The following is a 20,117-nucleotide window of genomic DNA, read 5'->3' as shown; positions in this document are numbered from 1 at the left end:
TTCGGGAAGTTGAGGGGGCGGGATGTCGCTCGCAGTCGTTGCACCGATCCGATCTCGACCGCTGCTGCAGTCACCGCAGGACGTCGCGGACTTCGAGCAGGACCTGCTGTCGGAGTTCGTGCTCGCATGGGCGGCGGCCGGACTCGCCGACGAGACGATCTCCGGCGACGTGGATGCCCTGATGGAGGTCCGAGGATGGTTCGGCGGCCCGCTTTGGGAGCTGGTTCCTACCGACCTCGACCGGTTCTTCGGCGAGGACCAGCGCCGACTGGCCACGCTGACGAAGGTCCGCAAGGCACAGGCGCTGGCCACGTACTTCGAGTTCCTGGAGGTGCGGCACCAGGCCGACATTCACGCTGCCACCGGAGTGCTGGTGCAGTGCCCGGTGGACGAGATCAACCGTCCCCGTGGCAATACCAACATGCGGGTGCGGATCCCGCCGCCGGCCGCGGACGTCGACCGACTCTTCGCTGGCTGGCGCGACGACCTGCACGCGGCTCGGAAGTACGCGCCGACCGTCCGCAACTACACCGCATGTCGCCTGGCCAGCCTCATCGGCCCGCGGGTCTCGGAACTGTGTCTGCTCGAAGTTCACGACATCCGCTGGGACTTGGGCACATTCGGCAAGGTACTGCTGCGCGGTAAGGGAAGCCGCGGCCAGAAGAAGGAGCGCCTGGCCCCGCTCATCAACGGCTCCCGCGAGCTCCTCGAATGGTGGCTCCAGGGACCGCGGTGGGAGTTCGACGACCAGCTCGATGAGCCAGGCGCACCACTGTTTCCGTCCGAGCGCCGCGACACCGGCGGGCGCTGCAAGCGCGTGAGCACCAGCGCGATCCGGGGCGGCATGGCGGAGGCAGTGCAGCATCACCTCCCCCGCTGGGCCGGCCGTGCCACCCCCCTCGCGTTGCGGCACTTCGCCGCGTCGGATCTGTACGCACAGGGGATGAACGTCGTCGCCGTCCAGGAGCTGCTCGGCCATCGCTGGATCAACACCACGATGATCTACGTCCACGTCAACAAGACCCACACCGAGGATGCCTGGATTTCCGCCGGACAACGGGTGGCGTCCCGGTTCACCGGTTAGCCCTGGACAGGAGCCCTTATGAAGTGGAACCTGCGGCTGGCCGCCGCGCAACGGGACATCTGGAAGTCATCGCAGCTGCAGGCGATGCTCGCCGACGCCGGCCTGGTGATCAGCGCCGGGAAGATGTCCAACCTGTGGTCCGGGCAGCCGGTCACGATCCGCCTGGACGACCTCGACATCATCTGCGAGGTCCTTGGCTGCGAACCCAACGACCTCATGGTCCGAGAACCGGAGAAGGCCCGCGCTCAGCGACCTGCGAGCAATCCCGCCCGTGCTGCGGTCGCGGGCGAGCGCCCTAGGCTCGAACGCAGGGTCGGCCGGACGGAACCACCGCTGTGAGCCACCTGCGTCCCCGATCGTGCAAGCAGTGCGGCGAGAAGATCGCGGAGTACGGCCGGGCCCGCTGCTTCAGCTGCCTGCATCCCAGCCTTCCGCCTCCGAACTGCAAGGTCTGCGGCAGCGACGCCCACTACGCCGGCGGCTTCTGCCGCCGATGCCATCCCCGCGTGCCGTATGCGGACAGCTGCAGCGACTGCCTTGCCTGGGGCATCTGGCGCCGCCACGGCCGCTGCGCGGCCTGCACCTCCATACGCAACCGCGGCCACCAGACCGGCACCTGCGCGACTTGCCGCCGCACCGTGCCGCTCTTCAAACAGGGGGTGTGCCGACTGTGCCGCTGCCAAGCTCTCGCAGTTCCGCGCACATGGCAGCGCCCGGACTGGTCCACCGCGGCCAACGCCGGGCAGCAGCTGTTCCTCGCCGATCTGGTCCGGCGGGTGCACCTTGCCGCCGCCACTCGACCGCGAGGATACGGAGCCCCCGCGGCGCACCAGCAGCCCGACATCGCCTTCTGGGCGACACCCCGGTGGCGCCAGGAGCCGCTGTTCATCGCAGCTCGGGACATGTCGCGCGTCACCGTGCCCGACGTCACGCCGATCGATTCCGCCTTCACCGCCTACGTCGCCACACAGGCCGATGCCAGCGCCGAGACCCAAGGCTGGTCACCAGCCTTGCGCGAGCGCGTGCAGAACAGCCTGTACCTACTGACCGCCGCCCACGGTCCGCACGAGACAATCAAGGCCAGCACCGTTGCCACGCTACCGCGTCAGCAAAACCGACGTGCCGTCATCCGGGTCACCGAAGTCCTTGCCCACCTCGCTCTCCTCGACGACGACCGCATCGACCCCCTCGACGCGTGGATCCACCGCCGACTGGCCAGCGTGCACCCGAAGATCCGCGAATTCGCCCTCGTGTGGATCCGCATCGTCCGTCACGGCGGACCTCGCCGCCGTCCCCGCTCGACTACCACGGTCCGAAACCAGGCCAACTCCGCGATCCCGTTCCTTCTTGCCTGCTCGCAGCGCTACCGCACCCTTCGCCAGGTCAGCCGTGCCGACGTCACCGAGTGGCTCGCCCAATGCGCGGCACCGCACACCGAAGCCGTCGCGCTGCGCGACATGTTCAAGACCCTCAAGAGCGAACGGCTGTTGTTCGCCAACCCCGCACGAGGCGTGAGCCTGGGATCCCGGCCCAGCTCGGTGCCCATGCCGCTGAGCCCCGAAACGATCCAGCGTCTGACCGCAGCCGCCGAGACCAACCCCGCCCTGAAGCTGCTGATCGCCCTCGTCGGCATCCATGCGCTCTACCCGCACCAGGCCCGAGCGCTGCCCCTGACCGCCATCGACTTCACCCGCGGCCGGCTCACGCTCGGCGACATCGATCACCCCCTCGACGCCTTCACCCAGCAGGCCGCCGTCGACTACATCCACCTCCGGCACCAGCGCTGGCCACATACCCGCAACCCTCACGTGTTCGTCAGCTCGCAGACCGCGCACACCCGGGCCCCGGTCACAACCGGCTGGATGCAGCCTCTGCTGCGCGGCCTCCCGGTCACCGCCCAGCAACTTCGCGAGGACCGAATCCTCGAAGAGGCCGCCGTCACCGGCGCTGACCCGCAGCACCTATGCGCGGTGTTCAACATCACTCCGGAGACCGGACTCCGCTACACCCGCTTCTTCCACCCCGACCCCACGGACAGCGACGACGTATCCGGCTGCAACATGGAGACATCGTGACCGACCACCACGCTCACCTGCTCGCCGCCATCGTCGAGCTCGGCGGTGCGCTGGAGCTCCCAGCTACCCGTAACGGGCGCTTCGGGGGCGCGGTCATCCCAGAAGGCTGCGCGGTCAGCGACGCCGGCCGCCGCCGATGCGGCGGTCGTCGGCCAGTGCGGTAAGCGGGCCGAACTCGCGGGCAAGCTGGTTCCACGTCAGAACCTCGCCACAGCGGGCCGGGAACTCCTTCGGGTTGAACTCGGGCATGGTCCAGGTGCCAGTGCCCCGGTCCCGCAGCCACAGGTCCCCGTCACCGTCGACCACAGTCGGCGGGACCGGTACGGGCTCGGCCTGATCGGTGGGCTCCCAGGTGACCCGGCCCGGGTGGGAAACGCGGCGCAGCTCGGTGGTGGCCAGTCGCGCGGCCAAGTCACGGGTGGACTCTTCGGCGTCCTTGACCGACGCGAGTCGGAATGCGTCGTCAAGTACGGGCAGGGCTGGATTCTTGCTGCGCTTTGAACTCATACGCTGACTACCTCCGGTGGGGGGCGTCACATCCGTTATGGCACCCCGTAGAGGAACACGGTATCCGAGGCGGGAGCCGGGCCGGCTACGACCACTGTCCAGGTGGAGGCGCTGGCACACCGGGCGGTGGGGCTAGGTGGTGAGCTGGACCTGGACGTGGCGCAACCCGTGGTGGTAGCGCTCAGATATGGCGGTCCTGGTCTGAGAAGGTGAGGCCGCCGGGGGCGAGCGGACGTCTGGCCGGGGCGGGTGCGGGCTCGGGCTCGGTCTCGCCGGGCGGCTGGCGGAAGTCGGCGCCCTGCTCGACCGGCATCAGCCGGCGCCCACCCGCCTGGGCGGGTACGGGAGCGTCGGAAGCGGGCTCGGAGAAGGCGGGCAGCGAGAGCGGTCGACGGTCGGTCATGATCCCTAGTCTCCCAGGTCCGGCCCTGCGGGTAGGGCCAGGCCGCTATCAGCGGTGATAGTGCTCTGGCCCTGGCCAGCAGGGCCAGGCTGGTTGTTTCAGCTCACCAGAACAGAGCGGTTAAGCCACTGCTACCGCCGGTGAACCGGCCCGGACCGCCGAGGCCGGGCGGCACACTGCGCGGGTGACCACGACCCCCGCCTGAACCGGGTTCAGAAACCTCCACGCTCAGACCCCGACGCCAGCGCGTGCGCCCAAACCCTCCCGACCTGGCCCCGGCCGCCCACTCGGTTCAAGAAACAGCCGTTCGGCGCCCCGTCACGACGTGGGACGGGTCCTCGCAACCGGCGAGGCGTACACCAGACCCGCCCATCACAAGAAGGGCACCAAGCCCCGCCGACTGGATAAATGACAAGCTAATGGCACCGGACCCGCGATGGCCGCGACATTTGCCCCGCCTGCTGGATGAAAGAACGACGATGATCGCCAACCGTCACGCGACGAACGCCCAGGTTCGGGGCGCCGAGTGCTCAGTATTCGCGAACTCAGGCGCTTTCCCCGACGGCGAGATCGGACAGGACGACGGCATGGAACTCACCTACCAGGACTGGGGCGACTCCGACCTGCGCTTCCTCACCCCCATGGGCAGGAGCACCGGCACGACGCCCGAGGCATGCAGCAGCGGCGTGGACACCGACGCGCTCCCGGCCGCGATCCCAGCCGACGACCTGGACGCGGGGAAGAGCCTGACCAAGGGCATGGTGTTGTGCACCGTCACCAGCGACGACAACCTGGCGATGCTCCGTATCACCGACGTCGTACCCGACACCAAGCAGGGTTTGTCCAGCGACATGCCTGACTACGTCACCACGCTGACCTCTGGAAGAGCAACAAGTAGGGCCATGGTGCTCATCGGGAGTCCGAGGTCAGCCGTTCGAGGAGGTCGGGGAGCGCGGCGAAGGAGTCGAGCACATGGTCAGGCGTGCCGTCGGCCGAACGGTGGGTCTCCGGAAGGTACTTGCCTGTCTTGACGAGGGTGCCGGTGATGCCGCTGCGTTGGGCGGCGAGCACGTCGGACTCGATGTCGTCGCCCACCATGAGGGTCGCGGACGCATCGGCGCCCAGGTGGGCGAGCGCGGCGGCGAAGAAGGCCTCGGACGGTTTGCCGGTGATGGTCGCCTCGACCCGGGCGGCCCGCTCCAGCCCGAGGAGGAAGGCGCCCGTGTCGAGGTCGAGCCCGTCGGCTGTGCGCCAGTAGAGGTTTCGGTGCATGGCTACGAGGTGTGCTCCGCGCTGCAGGTGGTGGAAGACGCGGTTGAGGGCCGCGTAGCCGAACTCGTCGCCAGCGCCGCCGACCACGACGACGTCCACGTCTGCCTGTGCCTCCGGCTCGACAAGCGTCACGCCCGTCAGATCGTCCTGGATGTCACCGGCGTTGAGCAGCAGGCAGCGTGCGCCCCGGTGGTGCTCCCGAAGGTAGGCGGCGGTGACGGCCGGGGCAGTGAGGATGTCGTCGACCGTGACGGGGAACCCCGCCTCCGCAAGGCGTGAGCAGATGGAGGCGCGTGTACGCGAGGTCGTGTTGGTGACTAGCGCGAGCGGGAGCCCCACGGCGCGCAGCCGTACCATGGCCTCGACGGCACCGGGGAGAGGCTCCCAGGAGATCGTGAGGACGCCGTCGATGTCGATGAGGACCGCGCGGATCGCGGGGGCTCGCTCTCGCTCCATGGGGCGACGGTAGTCGCCGCGCGGCCGAATCCGCGGTGCAAGCTCTCCGAGTCGCCGGTCCATCCCGCTCGGCGTGAGGCAGGGCCCAGCCTGAAGCCCTGCGCCCTTCATGACATCTGGTCAGCCCGTGACGGCAGCGGTCGATGCCCGTCGACAGATGCGGTCGATCGCTCATTCGCTCTGCTCTGCCGGGCGCTCACTCCGTGGGCTCTGCGGTGATTCCATGCGGGCGATGATGCCGAGGGCCAGCTCTGTGGCCTGTGTCGTGTCGTGTCGCTCTATCGCGGTGTAGAGAGCTTCGTGCTCGTCGGTTCCCTGGCCCATCGCAGTGCCCAGAGTGTCGCGGAAGGGCACGTTGAGACTCTCGTAGAGGTCGGCGAGGAGCTCGTTGTGCGAGGCGCGGGCCACCGACATGTGGAACTGGAAATCCGCCTCGACGAAGGCTTCGAGGTCACCGTTGTCCGCGCCTTGCTTGCGTTGGTCGAGAGCCGCGCGCATGGCCGGGAGATCGGCCTCGGTGCGCCGTGCGGCCGCAAGCGGCACCGCTGATGCGTCCAGCCCCCGCGGCGGACTTCGAGCACTTCCGTGGTCTTGCTGCTGCTGACCCTGCGGTTGAGGGCGACCGCGGTCTCGTCCACCGCGACGACGTAGGTGCCGTCGCCCTGCCGCACCGCCAGCAGCCCTGCGTGCACCAGAGCCCGTGTGGCTTCCCGCAGTGAAGCGCGGCTGATGCCGAGTGTTTTGGTGAGTTCGGCCTCGGAAGGCAGCCGGTCGCCGGGGACCCACCTGCCCTCGCGTATCTGCGTGATGAACTCGTTGATGATCGCGTCGACCGCCGAAACCCGGTTGACCTTCAGCATGTCCATGGTCGCCCCTCGTCGACTGCCGCCTGTTCATTCCGCATGCCATCTTCGGCGGGAACGAGGAGAACGGCTCGCCGCCCACCGATCGCGAGCTCAAGAAACTCGCCGAGGCCGGCGTCACCGTCGTGCACTGCCCGCTGACGTCGCTGCGCTACGGGATGGCCTTGGGGTCCTTCGACCGATACCGCGATGCCGGAATCACCATCGCCCTGGGCACGGACAGCTATCCGCCGGATCTGATCCGCGGCATGGACGTGGGCGGCAACATCGCCAAGGTCGTGGACGGCCGGATGGAGGCGGGCCGCGCAGCCGACTACTTCCGGTCCGCCACCATCAACGCGGCCAAGTCTCTGGGCCGTTGCGACATCGGAAAGCTGGCGCCCGGGGCACAGGCCGACCTCGTCGTGCTCGACCTGAAGGACTTCAGGCTGGGCGTCGTGGACGATCCGCTGCGCACACTCCTGATGGCCGGTTCGGCCCGCGACGTGAGTATGACGGTCGTCGCTGGCCGGACGGTCGCGGCTGACGGAATGATCCCGGGACTCGACCTGGTGTCCATGAGGGCCAGAGCGCAAGAGCTCTTCGAGCGCATGCGCTCGGCGTACACGGAGCGCGATCTGCACCGACGTGCGCCCGATGGGCTGTCCCCGCCGATCTTTCCCGACGCGGGCTGAAGGGCCCGCTTCCGGTCGTGGTCCGATGCGACCTCCGGTGTGACCGAGCTTCGGCGTGTGCAGAATACTGCTGGCGTGAACCCTCTTCAGCTTCCCAATGCCCCTGCTCCACAACGCGTTTCGGTAGTCGTGGTGGGCGCCGGTCCCGCCGGGCTGACCGTCGCGAACATCCTCAGACATGCCGGGGTCGACTGCGTGGTCCTCGAGACCGAGACGCGGGAGTTCATCGAGCAGCGGCCGCGCGCCGGGGTCATCGAAGAGTGGGCGGTTCGCGCCCTGGAGGAACGGGGTCTCGCCGAGAACCTGCTGCGGAAGGCACAGCGGCACACCGCATGTGAGTTCCGCTTCGACGACCGTCAACACCGCTTCTCTTACACCGAATTGACGGGACAACATCACTACATCTACCCGCAGCCGTCGCTCGTCGCGGACCTGGTGCGTGAGTACGCCGACGTGCGGGGCGGCGACATCAGGTTCGGCGTCCGGGACGTGCAGGTGCACGACATCGACACCGATCAGCCATCGGTTTCGTACACCTGCCCCCAGTCCGGTCAACGCCAGGTGATTCATTGCGACTTCATCGCAGGGTGCGACGGTGCGCGTGGGGTGACGCGGCGCGCCGATCGATTCCCGGTAGCGCGCCACGACTACGGAATAGGCTGGCTCTCCCTGCTGGCCGAGGCGCCGCCTTCCTCCGACTGTGCGCTCTTCGGAATCCACCAAGACGGATTCGCCGGACAGATGCCTCGCAGTCCCGAGGTGACCCGCTACTACCTCCAGTGCCCGCCCGGCGACGACCCGGAGAACTGGTCGCACGAGCGCGTATGGGCCGAGCTGCGCCGACGGCTCGCTGTGGACGGTGCCCCCGAGTTGGTCGAAGGGCAGCTGATCGAGAAGCGGATGCTCGACATGCACGACTATGTCGTCGAGTCGATGGCCTCCGGGCGCCTGTTCCTGGCCGGTGACGCGGCCCACCTCGTGGCGCCGATCGCGGCGAAGGGCATGAACCTCGCTCTCCACGACGCCTTCCAGCTCGGCGACGCACTCGTCGCCCACCTCACGCAGGATGCCGACGACACCAGCAGCGGCCTGGAGGGCTACTCGGAGGCCTGCCTGCGTCGCGTGTGGGACTACCAGGAGTTCTCGCAGTGGCTGTCCGAGGTCTACCACGGGTCCGCCACGGGGGGCCGTTCCGGACAGGTACCACGCTCGCCCGGCTGCGACGCCTGTTCACCTCGCCGGTCGCGGCGGCAGCCTTCGCCGAGCAGTACCTCGGCACGGCCGAGCGCTACTGACCGGCAGTCTGCGAGCCATTCGGCATCGCCCGGCCCGGTGCGTGAGGCCCTGACATACCGCACGCACCACGGCCGGACGGCTGCGAACATGGCGAGGGCCCCCGCCACCGGGCCGCTCGGTGATCACGTGGCCGCTGACCCGATCACGTGATCACCGGAGATTCGAAGAGCCATCGGCCGACGGTGCGGTGATCTCGATGCGCATGCCCTCCGCGGCGAGGGCTGCGACGGCCACGCAGCACCGGACCGAGAGACCTTCCGGGGACCGGTGGATACGGGCACCCATAACCACAACAACCCTGGAGACCAACGACCCAGCCCTGCCCGAATCACGCATTCATCAGCAGAGTCCTTCAGCCCGGTGAAGCGAATCTGGCGATCGCGACGCGGGGCGTCGCGGCGTCCCTGCCTGCGGAGCAGGGAGGGACGGTCCTCTGGACTGCCGGTGCGGAGCGTCATGGCTTGCCTCCCGCTCTGCCTCCGCCCCACGCGTCCAACGATCATTGGCGGGCGCGATGGGCCGAACTTGAGCGCGAGCGTCAAACGGGAGGGCGATCGTGATCAGTTCCGATCTTCTGGGGCGGTGCCCGGGAGGGCGCGCCTAGGGTGACGTTCATGCAGCTCCGGTACGCGTTCAGGTTGTACCCGGAACCGGGTCAACGCTCCGCGTTGGGGCGGGCGTTCGGGTGCGCGCGGGTCGTGTTCAACGACGCGGTGCGTGCCCGGAAGGACGCCCACGTGGCGGGTCTTCCGTATCCGAAGGCCGCCGAGCTGTCCCAGACCTTGATCACCCGCGCCAAGCAGAGTCCCGGGCGTGCCTGGCTGGGCGGGGTGTCCTCGGTGGTGCTCCAGCAGTCTTTGCGGGATGTGGAGGCCGCCTACCGGGCGTTCTTCGCCTCCCTCAAGGGCGAGCGTAAGGGCGCGAGGGTGGGGGTGCCGCGGTTCAAGTCGCGCAAGGATTCGAGGCAGTCGGTCCGGTTCACGGCCAACGCCCGCTGGTCGATCACCCCAACAGGCCGGCTGAACCTGCCGAAGATCGGTGAGGTGCGGGTGAAGTGGTCTCGCACCCTGCCCGTGGTGCCGTCCTCGGTCACGGTGCTCAAAGACAGTGCGGGCCGGTATTTCGCGAGTTTTGTCATCGACACCGACCCGGCCGCCGACGCCGGCCGGATGCCCGCCACCGAGCAGGCCATCGGCATCGACTTGGGCCTGACCCACTTCGCGGTGCTGTCCGACGGCACGAAGATCGACTCCCGCGGTTTCTGCGCCGGGCGGAGAAGAAACTCAAGAAGGCCGGGCGGGAGCTGTCCCGTAAGCAGAAGGGCTCGAAGAACCGGGCCAGGGCCCGGCTGAAGGTTGCCCGCGCGCATGCGCAGGTGGCTGATGCGCGCAAGGAGTTCCACCATCAGCTCTCCACGAGGTTGATCCGCGAGAATCAAGCGATCGCCGTGGAAGACCTGTCGGTCAAGGGCCTCGCGCGCACCAAACTGGCCAAGTCCGTCCATGACGCGGGCTGGTCACAGTTCGTGAACATGCTGAAGTACAAGGCAGCCCGGTACGGGCGGACCTTCATCAAGATCGGTCGGTTCGAGCCCACCAGCCAGGTGTGCTCCACCTGCGGACACCGCGACGGGCCCAAACCCCTGCACGTGCGGGAGTGGACCTGCCCCGCCTGCGGCACTCGGCACGACCGGGATGTCAACGCCGCCAAGAATGTGAAACAGGCCGCCGGACTGGCGGCAACAGCCTGCGGAGCGCAGGTAAGACCAGAACCCGTTCTGGCACAACGCGAAGAAACAGGAAGCCACGGAATCCCAACAGGAAGCCGTGCCGCGTAGCGGCACAGCAACCCGTGGGACGGCCAGAATCCCCGGGCTACAGCCCGAGGAGCATGTCAAATCGACTGGATCGACCCGGCCGTCATGCCGCTGCTGCCGCAGTGGCACTACCTGCACATCGCGGACGAGGTGCTGCCCTACCTCGAACGGCGCGGGGTCACCGAGGAGCAGATCGACACGATGCTCGTCGACGTACCCCGCCGCTACTTCGAGGCCGACGAGAAGGGCTAGAAGCCCAGCGGCCCAGTCGGTCAGCCCATCGTCTTGGCCCCGTCGAGGGACTCCCGGATGATGTCGGCGTGGCCGGCGTGCTGGGCGGTCTCGGCGACGATGTGCATCAGCACCCGGCGAGCCGACCACTGAGCGCCCGGCTCGAACCACGGGGCCTTCGGCAGCGGCCACGTGGCATCCAGGTCGGGCAGAGCGGCGACCACCTCGTCGGTCCGGCGGGCCACCTCGGCGTAAGCGGCCAGCACACCGGCCAGCGTCTCATCGGGCAGCAGCCGGAACCCGTCCTCGCGACGGGCCCAGTCGGCCTCCGTCATGGCCGCGAAGTCGGCCGTGGGGGACGGGCCGTTGAGGATGAAGTCGACCCAGCTCCGCTCGACCTCGGTGACGTGCTTGATGAGACCGCCCAGGCAGAGGGCGCTTTCGGTGGTCCGTTTCCGGGCCTGCTCGTCGGTGAGTTCACGAGTGGTGAAGCGCAGGAAGTTCCGGTGCTTGTCCAGCACCTCCAGCCACTCGGCACGCTCGCCGCTGACGGCCGGTGCCCCTGCCAGGTCATGGGTGTCCAGCTCGTTGACAGCCATGGTTCCGCCTCCACGTGTTTCTGCTCCGTTGGACAAGAAGCACGTTATGGGGCATTGAGGTCAGCTGCTGTCCTGCATACGCCGGTGAGGGGCAAAGACCATGCCGAAACCGCCCGACCCAGTGACGCGTAAGCCCCGGGCAGCCGCAGTGCGACTGGCCCGGGGCATCAGGCGTCAGGCGAGTTCGACCAGCAGGTCGCCGCCCTCCACCTGCTGGATCGCGTTGATGGCGAGCCGGGACACCGTGCCACCCTTCGGGGCCGTGATGGAGGCCTCCATCTTCATCGCCTCGATCGTGGCCACGGTCGCACCGGCCTCCACCGTGTCGCCCTCGGCCACCGCCAGCGTGACGACACCCGCGAACGGCGCCGCGACATGGTTCGAGTTGGCCTTGTCAGCCTTCTCGGTCACCGGGATGTCGGACGCCACGGAGTGGTCCCGAATCTGGATCGGCCGCAGTTGACCGTTCAGCGTGGCCATCACGGTGCGCACACCGCGCTCGTCGGCCTCGCCGATGGCCTCCAGCTCGATGAGCAGCCGGACGCCGGGTTCCAGGTCCACGGAGTACTCGCGCCCGGGGCTGATGCCGTAGAAGAAGTCCTTGCTCGCCAGCACGCTGGTGTCGCCGTAGGCCTGCCGGTGGTTCTCGAAGTCCTTGGTCGGGCCGGGGAACAGCAGCTGGTTCAGCGTCGCCCGCCGGTCCTTGGCAAGCCCGGCGCGCTCCTCGGCGGACAGCTCGCGCATCGGCTCGGGGTCTGCGCGTCCCTGCAGCGCCTTGGTGCGGAACGGCTCCGGCCACCCGCCGGGCGGCAGACCCAGCTCGCCGTGCAGGAATCCGATGACCGAGGACGGGAGATCGAACGAGTTCGGCTCGGCCTCGAAGTCCGCAGGCGACACCCCGGCCCCCACGAGGTGCAGCGCGAGGTCGCCGACCACCTTGGACGAAGGGGTGACCTTCACGAGGTGGCCGAGGATCCGGTCGGCGGCGGCGTACATGGCCTCGATGTCCTCGAAGCGGTCGCCGAGCCCGAGGGCGATGGCCTGGGTCCGGAGATTGGAGAGCTGGCCGCCCGGGATCTCGTGGTGGTAGACGCGGCCGGTCGGTGAGGACAGGCCCGCCTCGAACGGCGCGTAGATCTTGCGCACGCTCTCCCAGTACGGCTCCAGATCGCAGACCGCCTGAAGATCGAGGCCGGTCGGCCGCTCCGAGTGGTTGGTGGCGGCGACGATCGCCGAGAGCGATGGCTGCGAGGTGGTGCCCGCCATCGACGCCACCGCTCCGTCCACCGCGTCCGCGCCCGCCTGGATCGCCGCGAGATAGGTGGCCAGCTGGCCACCCGCGGTGTCGTGGGTGTGGATGTGCACGGGCAGATCGAACTCCCTGCGCAGCGCGGAGACGAGCTTTGCCGCCGCGGGAGCGCGCAGCAGCCCCGCCATGTCCTTGACCGCGAGCACATGGGCTCCCGCGTCCACGATCTGCTCCGCGAGGCGCAGGTAGTAGTCGAGCGTGTAGAGCTTCTCCGACGGGTCGGACAGGTCAGAGGTGTAGCACAGGGCGACCTCCGCGACCGCCGAGCCGGTCTCACGCACCGCGTCGATGGCGGGCCGCATCTGACCCACGTCGTTCAGGGCGTCGAAGATCCGGAAGATGTCGATGCCGGTCGCGGCCGCCTCTTCCACGAAGGCGTGGGTCACCTCGGTGGGGTACGGCGTGTAGCCGACGGTGTTACGGCCGCGCAGCAGCATCTGCAGGCAGATGTTGGGCACGGCCGCGCGCAGTTCGGCGAGCCGGTCCCACGGGTCCTCGGCGAGGAAGCGCAGCGCGACGTCGTAGGTCGCGCCGCCCCAGCACTCCAGCGAGAGCAGCTGCGGCACCGTCTGCGCCACGGTCGGTGCCGCGGCGAGCAGGTCCTTGGTGCGGACCCGGGTGGCGAGCAGCGACTGATGCGCGTCCCGGAACGTGGTGTCGGTGACGCCGATGGTGGGCGAGGCGCGCAGCCACCGGGCGAAGCCCTCGGGGCCGAGCTCGGTCAGCTTCTGCTTGGAGCCGGCGGGCGGTGCGCCTTCGGGCAGCCGCGGCAGCTTGGTCGCCGCATCGATCAGCGGGGGCCGCTCGCCGTGCGGCTTGTTGACCGTGACGTCGGCGAGGTAGGTGAGCAACTTCGAGCCGCGGTCCGCCGAGTGACGGGCGGTCAGCAGATGGGGCCGCTTCTCGATGAACGAGGTGGTGACGCGTCCGGCGGCGAAGTCGGGATCGTCGAGAACGGCCTGGAGGAAGGGGATGTTCGTCGACACACCACGGATGCGGAACTCGGCGACGGCCCGCCGGGCCCGGCCGACCGCCGTCTCGAAGTCCCGTCCCCGGCACGTGAGTTTGACCAGCATCGAGTCGAAGTGGGCGCTGATCTCCGTACCGGCATGGGTGGTGCCGCCGTCCAGCCGGATTCCGGAGCCGCCAGGGGAACGGTAGGCGCTGATCTTGCCGGTGTCGGGGCGGAAACCGTTGGCCGGGTCCTCGGTGGTGATCCTGCACTGCAGCGCGGCACCGTTGAGGCGGACGGTGTCCTGGGACAGGCCGAGGTCGTCCAGCGTCTCGCCGGCGGCGATCCGCAGTTGGGCCTGGACGAGGTCCACATCGGTGACCTCCTCGGTCACCGTGTGCTCGACCTGGATCCGCGGATTCATCTCGATGAACACATGCTGTCCGGCGGGGTCGAGGAGGAATTCCACGGTGCCCGCGTTGCGGTAGCCGATCTGCCGGGCGAACTTCACGGCGTCGGCGCAGATCCGCTCGCGTACCTCGGGATCGAGATTCGGCGCGGGGGCCAGCTCGATCACCTTCTGGTGGCGTCGCTGCAAGGAGCAGTCGCGCTCGAAGAGATGGATGACGCGGCCCTCGCCGTCGGCGAGGATCTGCACCTCGATGTGCCGGGGCTCGACGACCGCCTTCTCCAGGAAGACGGTCGGGTCGCCGAACGCCGACTCGGCCTCACGGGCCGCCGCCTCGATCGACTCGCGCAGCGTCGCCGCGTCCTCGACACGCCGCATGCCGCGTCCGCCGCCCCCGGCCACGGCCTTCACGAAGAGGGGGAAACCGAGATCGTCGGCCGCCCGGACCAGCTCGTCGACGTCGGTGGAGGGCTGCGAGGAGCCAAGAACCGGGACGCCGGCCGCGCGGGCCGCGGCCACGGCACGCGCCTTGTTCCCCGTCAGCTCGAGCGTTTCCGCGCTCGGCCCGACGAACGTGATGCCGGAACGCTCACACGCGAGCGCCAGTTCGGGGTTCTCGGACAGGAAGCCGTACCCGGGATAGATGGCGTCGGCGCCCGCCTTGCGCGCCGCACGGATGATCTCCTCGACGGAGAGATAGGCCCGCACGGGGTGCCCGGCCTCGCCGATCTCGTAGGCTTCGTCCGCCTTCATCCGGTGCAGGGAGTTGCGGTCCTCGTGGGGGAACACCGCGACGGTTCGAGCCCCTAGCTCAAAGCCGGCGCGGAACGCCCGGATCGCGATCTCTCCGCGGTTGGCGACGAGCACCTTACGGAACATGCGCATGTCCTTCCGTCGCCCGGAATGGGCGAACTGTCGGGTTGCGGGGCGTCACGCTCCCGGATCATGCCACCTCTGCACTCCAGACATCCAGGTGCACTACGTCACACGCGGCAGCGTCGGGTGTCGGTGCACGGCGGCCCAGGGGCACGCTCCGGACAGGGCTGCTGCCTGCGACGACATGGGAACCCCGACTCGGCGGAATCGCGTGGCTTCATGGACGCTGAAACGGTTGGTACCGCTTATGAGTTGGCCCTGGAGAAGATCGCCGAATCTCACCATCCACCGCAACGTGAACAGCAAGTGAGGTATTCACATGAAGGCGTCACGAGGAACGCACGAAATGGGCACACCGGCGCGAGGCGTTCGACCCTGAAATGGATCCCCCGCTCGCACATTTAGGCAAGTTGCCGATTACCTGACCATATTTGGGATATTCCGATGGCCGTGTAACGCGACGGCGGTTGCGTGACGCAGAGTTGTACAGGCCCCGCGCGACGCCTTGTGCGCGTAGTGCGGCAGGCGATTGCCTGAGAGAGTCAGAAGCGATGTCCGCCCCTGCCTCAGCCTGCAAGGTGACGCGTCAGATTGGATTCCCGTGAGCAATACCGACCCGATGGCCGGACCGCCCCACCCCTACGACCAGTACCAGCAGCCCCCTCAGCCGCCACGGCGCCCTGAGCGGCGCGAGGGCGGTGCCCGGCGGGCGGGGCTGGTCATCCACACCATCGCTGACATAGCCGCGGTGTTCTTGGGTCTGTGGATTCTGCTCTACCTGCTCGAAGCCAACCAGGACAACGTCTTCGTCGAGTTCGTGCACGGAACGGCCGACTGGCTGGCCTGGTGGTCACAGGATGTTTTCACCATGGACACAGAAGGCCTTCGCGTTCTCCTCAATTACGGTCTGCCGGCAGTGATTTACCTGCTGGTCGGGCATGGGATCGCCGCGCGACTCAACCGCGTTTGAGCCCGCATTACCGGACGGCAGCCCCACATACCGATAAGGACCAGCCCTGTGAATCACAACTCAGCGGGAAACGATCATCTGCCGGTCTACGAGAGTCTGGTACGTGAACGCGGTGACGTCGTGGCGGAGGCCCGCTTGGTGGCTGAAGAGGCGCGGTACCAGATGGCCTATGCGCTCAACGGCCATGCTGGGGTCCGGCCGACACCCGGTCCGGCCGAGCACCCCTCGGGGCCGCACGGGCGCGCCGGTGCTGCTTAGGCCGTGAGAGTGCCGGCACGCTCCTGATTCAGCTCACGAATTCCCTGTCCCCGTAGTGCACTTGGGTCGTCCGCCAGTCGACACCGAGCTTGGCGGTGAACTCCCGGGCCAGTTGAAGGTCGGCGAGCGGGGCGATGAGGATGAGCCGGCCGTCGACGGTGACCGAGCCGCCGCCGAGTTCGTCGCGGGCCACCGGGTCCGCGACCAGCTCGTCGTGCAGCCGGTTCGCGCTGACGCCGGGCGCCTCGATTTCGAGTGCGTCCGTCTCCGGCGATGTGCGCGGCAGGCAGCGGAAGGTGAGCACGGACTCCTGACGGTACGTCTTGGCGATGACACCGGCGATGTGGTTGAGCCCGTCACGGCCGATCCTGTCGATGTCGAACTCGCGTGAACGCTCGTAGGTGGCCTGTTTGAGATCGCCGGACCAGAAGACTCCCTCCAGGAGCTTCGAGGCGACGGGTGAGGCCCCGTTGGCGCGGATGATCCCGCGCACTTCGTGGTCGAAGCGTGTGAGACGGGTGTGAATCCTGGGGTCGTCCGGGTCCGTGATGACCGCGGTGTTGTTGGTGGCGAAGAGCTCTGCCGTTGGGCAATCAGCCGCGGCGGAGCTCGCGGCCGGCGAGCTTCCGGCGCCCGTAAGTCCCAGTACCAGGGCGGCGACGGCTGCAGCCGTGAGGCGTGGCTGCAGCCGCGCGAAGGTGATCTTCATAGGTTGATCAACGATGTGGGCGGGGCTTCGTTGCGCCGGCTGCCGCCCGAGCACGCCGGTCGCAGACGCTACGGGGCAGGGCGTGTGTGCTCAGGTGTCGTACGACGCGGCCGCCGGACCAGGTAGACGCCCGCGGTCGACACGAGGACCGCCATGACCGCGATGAACACGAGCCCGGCACCTTCCAGGCCGATCGGGCCGGTCAGTACTCCGACACCGATGACCGGTACGGAGATGCCCGCGTACGCCACCACGAACAGCGTGGAGATCACCGACGCGCGATGGTCCGGGGGAGACGCCTCGGCCACCGCGCCGAGCGCCGCACGAAATGCCAGCCCCTGCCCCGTACCGCCGACGAGCGCGCTCAGCACCACCAGGAGCAACAGGTCCCACCGCAGCGCGCCCGCGAGCAGCGCCAGACCGGCGAGGAGTGCGGCGCAGCCCAGCGGCAGTGACCGCTCCATCCCGACCCGGGTGACCGCCAGTTGCCCCGCGGTCGAGGCGAAGAAGGCGAGCGCGACGACCAGACCGCTCACGGCATGGTTGTCCACGTCCAGGGACTCGGCGAGGAACGCCGGACTGACCGAGGTGAACACCCCGAACAACGCGAACCCCACGAACGAGGCGATCGCGGCGGGCCCGAACACCGGCCGCACCTGCGCGGGCAGGCTGGGCCGCTGTGGCCGCACGGTGCTCAGTGCCCGCCGCTCGGCCACGGTCTCCGGCAGCCACAGCAACACGGCGGCCGAGGCGGCCACCAGCGCGAGGTGCACGGCGAAGGGCAGGTACAGCGGCCAGGCGGCGTACTGGGCGAGCAGTCCGGCGAGCAGCGGACCGCAGCCCAGCCCGCCCATGTTGGCGGCGGTCGCCACGAACGTGGCCCGGGAGCCACCGCCGTGCGGCGCCAACTCGATCACGTACACGGTGGCGGCCCCGGTGAACAGCCCGGCGGCAAACCCGGAGAGCAGCCGCCCCGCATACAGCCACCCCAGCCCGGTGGCACTGAGGAAGCAGACGGCGCTGGCCGCCGCGAACCCCAGGCCCCACAACAGCACCGGCCGCCGCCCGACAGCGTCCGATGCGTTGCCCGCCAGCAACAGCACACCGATGACCCCGAAGGCGTACACCGCATAGACGACGGTCACCGTCAGCTCGGAGAACCCGAACTTGTCCTGGTAGAGCCCGTAGAGCGGGGTCGGCAGGGTGGTCCCGGCCATACACACGGCAAACACCGCGCCGGCAAGAGAACACCTACGCCATGTTCCGCGATCACCGTCCATGCGGTCGACAGTAGTTCCGCAGGCTGTCCCGCCCCGGTACGGCGTGCGCCGACGCGCCGCGGGTACGGGCGGCTGCATCGTGCGCTCAGAGGGTGGCGTCGTCGTGTGCGGTGAGGGCGGGGGTTTCTGGGGGCGGGGCGCTGTGTCCCACCCCCCGAGCTGTGATCAGGCCAGCGTGAGGAAGAGCTTTTCCAGCTCCGCCTCGTTCATGGCGGGGGTGCCGCCGTCCTCGGTGGCGGTCAGGCATTCGCGCATGCGGCCCGCGATGATTTTGAAGCCGGCGCGGTCCAGCGCGCGGCTGACGGCGGCGAGCTGGGTGACGACGTCCCGGCAGTCGCGGCCTTCCTCGACCATCGTGATGACTCCAGCCAGCTGCCCCTGAGCGCGGCGCAGGCGGTTGAGCACTGCGCGCGCGGAGGCTTCGTCGTGGGCGGTGGTGGCCGCAGTGGCCTTGGGGGCCGGGTTCGGCACGGTCGGGGTCATCCGTTGGGCTCCTTGGTGAGTTGGACGAGCGCGCGGTCCAGTCTGCCCGCTGCTTCGTTCGCGGCCGGGGCACGGTGTCCGTACTCCCCGAGTCTGGATGAACGGGGCGAAATCTCCTCCGAGTATACCCCCGGGGGTAATCTGCTACGGTGAAATTAATACCCGGGGGGGGTATTCATCCGAGGAAGTGAACGGCACATGTTCTTCGTCGACACCATCGACATCGAGGGTCTGGGCAACCGGCACTACCTGGCCGGGGGTGCCCGGGCCGCCGTGGCGGTCGATCCGCCGCGTGACATCGACCAAGTGATCGCGGCGGCCGCGCGTCGCGGCGCGCGCATCACGCACGTGGTGGAGACGCACATCCACAACGACTACGTGACGGGCGGTCTGGAACTGGCCCGGGTCACCGGAGCCGCCTACCTGGTACCGGCCGCCGCGCAGGTCGCCTTCGCCCGTATCCCGGTCCATGACGGCGACGTGATCGAGATCGACGAGGAACTGTCCGTGCGGGCCCTGGCGACCCCCGGCCACACCCCGCACCACACCGCGTACGTCCTGGAGGAAGCCGGGACGCCGGTCGCCGCGTTCACCGGCGGATCCCTGCTCATGGGCACCGTGGGTCGCCCCGACCTGGTCGAACCGCGCCTCACGGAGAACCTGGCCCGCGCCCAGCACGCCTCCGCGCACCGCCTCGCCGCCGAGCTGCCTGATGACACCTCGATCCTGCCCACCCATGGCTTCGGCTCCTTCTGTTCCTCCGGGCAGGCCGAGGGTGAGGCGAGCACCATCGGCCGGGAGAAGGCCGTGAACGCCGCCCTGGTCCAGGACGTCGACTCCTTCGTCGCCGGTCTGCTGGCCGGCCTGGAGGACGTCCCCGCCTATTACGCGCACATGGGCCCGGCCAACTCCGCCGGCCCGGACCCCGTCGATTTGACCGCCCCCCGGCGCGCGGATGCCGCAGAGATCGGGGTTCGGCTCGCAGCCGGCGAATGGGTCGTGGACCTGCGCAACCGCGTCGCGTTCGCCCAGGGCCATGTCGCGGGCTCGTTCAACTTCGAGGCCGACGGCAAGATCGCCACCTACCTCGCGTGGATGATTCCGTGGGGCAAACCCGTCACCCTGCTCGCCGACACACCCCAGCAGCTCGCCGACGCCCAGCGCGAACTGGTCCGGGTCGGGATCGACCACCCCGCGGCAGCCGCCACCGGCAGCCCGTCCGACTGGCTGCGCCCCGGCCAGGTTCCGGCATCGTTCCGCCGGGCGGCCTTCGCCGACCTGGCCGCCGAGCTCTCCCGGGCAGAGGTGCCGCCGGTGGTCCTGGATGTGCGCCGCGACTCCGAGCGCGCCGACGGGTACGTCGAGGGCTCGGTCCACATTCCCGTACACGCACTGCACCAGCGGATCGACGAGGTGCCCGCCGGGCAGGTGTGGGTGCACTGCGCCGGCGGTATGCGGGCCGGGATCGCGGCCTCGCTGCTGGACGCGGCCGGGCGCGACGTGGTCGCCGTCGACGACGGCTTCGACCGGGCGGCAGAGGCCGGCCTGACCGTCCGCGCTGCCGCCTGAGCCCCTTGATCGACACCGCTAGGAGT

General features: G+C 68.9%; 16 protein-coding genes and 3 pseudogenes. 9 read left to right on the top strand and 10 right to left on the bottom strand.

The window, feature by feature from the left end; translation table 11 throughout:
* Positions 1-22 precede the first annotated feature (22 nt).
* From ACWFR4_RS33500 to ACWFR4_RS33490, 3 genes are all read left to right on the top strand, one after another.
* A complete protein-coding gene (locus ACWFR4_RS33500; protein ID WP_453655857.1) occupies positions 23-1,084 on the top strand; it encodes a tyrosine-type recombinase/integrase in 1,062 nt (353 codons plus the stop codon).
* Positions 1,085-1,102: 18 nt separating this feature from the next.
* A complete protein-coding gene (locus ACWFR4_RS33495) occupies positions 1,103-1,423 on the top strand; it encodes a helix-turn-helix domain-containing protein (RefSeq protein WP_453655856.1) in 321 nt (106 codons plus the stop codon).
* 167 nt (positions 1,424-1,590) lie between these two features.
* Complete coding sequence (locus ACWFR4_RS33490) at positions 1,591-3,159, top strand: hypothetical protein (RefSeq protein ID WP_453655855.1); 1,569 nt, start codon at positions 1,591-1,593, stop codon at positions 3,157-3,159.
* 114 nt (positions 3,160-3,273) lie between these two features.
* On the opposite strand, the gene ACWFR4_RS33485 is transcribed toward ACWFR4_RS33490, so the two are convergent.
* The 5 genes and pseudogenes from ACWFR4_RS33485 to ACWFR4_RS33465 form a co-directional block, all read right to left on the bottom strand.
* Positions 3,274-3,666: a hypothetical protein gene (locus ACWFR4_RS33485; RefSeq protein WP_073775444.1), complete on the bottom strand. Its 393-nt coding sequence runs from the start codon at positions 3,664-3,666 to the stop codon at positions 3,274-3,276.
* 181 nt (positions 3,667-3,847) lie between these two features.
* Positions 3,848-4,069: a hypothetical protein gene (locus tag ACWFR4_RS33480; protein ID WP_453469444.1), complete on the bottom strand. Its 222-nt coding sequence runs from the start codon at positions 4,067-4,069 to the stop codon at positions 3,848-3,850.
* Between the two features lie 909 nt (positions 4,070-4,978).
* Positions 4,979-5,797, bottom strand: a complete 819-nt coding sequence (locus ACWFR4_RS33475) for an HAD-IIA family hydrolase (protein ID WP_453655854.1) — start codon at positions 5,795-5,797, stop codon at positions 4,979-4,981.
* A gap of 171 nt (positions 5,798-5,968) precedes the next feature.
* A complete protein-coding gene (locus ACWFR4_RS33470) occupies positions 5,969-6,355 on the bottom strand; it encodes a FadR/GntR family transcriptional regulator (RefSeq protein WP_453655867.1) in 387 nt (128 codons plus the stop codon).
* A gap of 98 nt (positions 6,356-6,453) precedes the next feature.
* A pseudogene (locus tag ACWFR4_RS33465) lies at positions 6,454-6,657 on the bottom strand (FadR/GntR family transcriptional regulator); the annotation flags it as partial.
* A 29-nt stretch (positions 6,658-6,686) separates the two neighbouring features.
* On the opposite strand from ACWFR4_RS33465, the gene ACWFR4_RS33460 reads away from it, so the two are divergent.
* From ACWFR4_RS33460 to ACWFR4_RS33445, 4 genes and pseudogenes are all read left to right on the top strand, one after another.
* Positions 6,687-7,334, top strand: a complete 648-nt coding sequence (locus tag ACWFR4_RS33460; protein WP_453655866.1) for an amidohydrolase family protein — start codon at positions 6,687-6,689, stop codon at positions 7,332-7,334.
* Positions 7,335-7,466: 132 nt separating this feature from the next.
* Positions 7,467-8,629: pseudogene (locus tag ACWFR4_RS33455) on the top strand (4-hydroxybenzoate 3-monooxygenase).
* A 615-nt stretch (positions 8,630-9,244) separates the two neighbouring features.
* Positions 9,245-10,467 (top strand): annotated as a pseudogene (locus tag ACWFR4_RS33450) (RNA-guided endonuclease InsQ/TnpB family protein).
* An 84-nt stretch (positions 10,468-10,551) separates the two neighbouring features.
* Positions 10,552-10,698 (top strand): phosphotriesterase family protein, encoded by a 147-nt coding sequence (locus ACWFR4_RS33445; protein WP_453655853.1) that lies wholly within the window; start codon positions 10,552-10,554, stop codon positions 10,696-10,698.
* A 20-nt stretch (positions 10,699-10,718) separates the two neighbouring features.
* Here the strand turns inward: ACWFR4_RS33445 and ACWFR4_RS33440 are convergent, their stop codons facing one another.
* Positions 10,719-11,276: a DinB family protein gene (locus ACWFR4_RS33440; RefSeq protein WP_453655852.1), complete on the bottom strand. Its 558-nt coding sequence runs from the start codon at positions 11,274-11,276 to the stop codon at positions 10,719-10,721.
* A 174-nt stretch (positions 11,277-11,450) separates the two neighbouring features.
* A complete protein-coding gene (locus tag ACWFR4_RS33435; protein ID WP_453655851.1) occupies positions 11,451-14,825 on the bottom strand; it encodes a pyruvate carboxylase in 3,375 nt (1,124 codons plus the stop codon).
* Positions 14,826-15,423: 598 nt separating this feature from the next.
* On the opposite strand from ACWFR4_RS33435, the gene ACWFR4_RS33430 reads away from it, so the two are divergent.
* On the top strand, positions 15,424-15,792 hold the full coding sequence (locus ACWFR4_RS33430; RefSeq protein WP_100596823.1) for a hypothetical protein: 369 nt from the start codon (positions 15,424-15,426) through the stop codon (positions 15,790-15,792).
* A gap of 286 nt (positions 15,793-16,078) precedes the next feature.
* Here ACWFR4_RS33430 and ACWFR4_RS33425 read toward each other — a convergent pair whose 3' ends face one another.
* The 3 genes from ACWFR4_RS33425 to ACWFR4_RS33415 all read right to left on the bottom strand — a co-directional run bounded on the left by ACWFR4_RS33425 (position 16,079) and on the right by ACWFR4_RS33415 (position 18,522).
* Positions 16,079-16,759 (bottom strand): hypothetical protein, encoded by a 681-nt coding sequence (locus ACWFR4_RS33425; protein WP_453655850.1) that lies wholly within the window; start codon positions 16,757-16,759, stop codon positions 16,079-16,081.
* A gap of 68 nt (positions 16,760-16,827) precedes the next feature.
* A complete protein-coding gene (locus ACWFR4_RS33420) occupies positions 16,828-18,039 on the bottom strand; it encodes an MFS transporter (protein ID WP_453468534.1) in 1,212 nt (403 codons plus the stop codon).
* A gap of 165 nt (positions 18,040-18,204) precedes the next feature.
* Complete coding sequence (locus ACWFR4_RS33415; RefSeq protein WP_453468535.1) at positions 18,205-18,522, bottom strand: metal-sensitive transcriptional regulator; 318 nt, start codon at positions 18,520-18,522, stop codon at positions 18,205-18,207.
* 198 nt (positions 18,523-18,720) lie between these two features.
* On the opposite strand from ACWFR4_RS33415, the gene ACWFR4_RS33410 reads away from it, so the two are divergent.
* A complete protein-coding gene (locus ACWFR4_RS33410) occupies positions 18,721-20,091 on the top strand; it encodes a rhodanese-like domain-containing protein (protein ID WP_453468536.1) in 1,371 nt (456 codons plus the stop codon).
* Positions 20,092-20,117: the final 26 nt, after the last annotated feature.

This window comes from Streptomyces sp. NPDC055140, assembly GCF_053607285.1.
Note: the sequence above shows the minus strand (reverse complement) of the source record. Positions and strands in the feature narration are given on the sequence as shown.

Excerpts from the sequence above, each read along its gene's own strand:
- ACWFR4_RS33445 (WP_453655853.1), top strand. The coding sequence starts at position 10,552 with ATGCCGCTGCTGCCGCAGTGGCACTACCTGCACATCGCGGACGAGGTG.
- ACWFR4_RS33410 (WP_453468536.1), top strand. The coding sequence starts at position 18,721 with ATGTTCTTCGTCGACACCATCGACATCGAGGGTCTGGGCAACCGGCAC.
- ACWFR4_RS33475 (WP_453655854.1), bottom strand. The coding sequence starts at position 5,797 with ATGGAGCGAGAGCGAGCCCCCGCGATCCGCGCGGTCCTCATCGACATC.
- ACWFR4_RS33425 (WP_453655850.1), bottom strand. The coding sequence starts at position 16,759 with ATGAAGATCACCTTCGCGCGGCTGCAGCCACGCCTCACGGCTGCAGCC.
- ACWFR4_RS33440 (WP_453655852.1), bottom strand. The coding sequence starts at position 11,276 with ATGGCTGTCAACGAGCTGGACACCCATGACCTGGCAGGGGCACCGGCC.
- ACWFR4_RS33435 (WP_453655851.1), bottom strand. The coding sequence starts at position 14,825 with ATGTTCCGTAAGGTGCTCGTCGCCAACCGCGGAGAGATCGCGATCCGG.
- ACWFR4_RS33480 (WP_453469444.1), bottom strand. The coding sequence starts at position 4,069 with ATGACCGACCGTCGACCGCTCTCGCTGCCCGCCTTCTCCGAGCCCGCT.
- ACWFR4_RS33415 (WP_453468535.1), bottom strand. The coding sequence starts at position 18,522 with ATGACCCCGACCGTGCCGAACCCGGCCCCCAAGGCCACTGCGGCCACC.
- ACWFR4_RS33420 (WP_453468534.1), bottom strand. The coding sequence starts at position 18,039 with ATGGACGGTGATCGCGGAACATGGCGTAGGTGTTCTCTTGCCGGCGCG.
- ACWFR4_RS33500 (WP_453655857.1), top strand. The coding sequence starts at position 23 with ATGTCGCTCGCAGTCGTTGCACCGATCCGATCTCGACCGCTGCTGCAG.
- ACWFR4_RS33495 (WP_453655856.1), top strand. The coding sequence starts at position 1,103 with ATGAAGTGGAACCTGCGGCTGGCCGCCGCGCAACGGGACATCTGGAAG.
- ACWFR4_RS33485 (WP_073775444.1), bottom strand. The coding sequence starts at position 3,666 with ATGAGTTCAAAGCGCAGCAAGAATCCAGCCCTGCCCGTACTTGACGAC.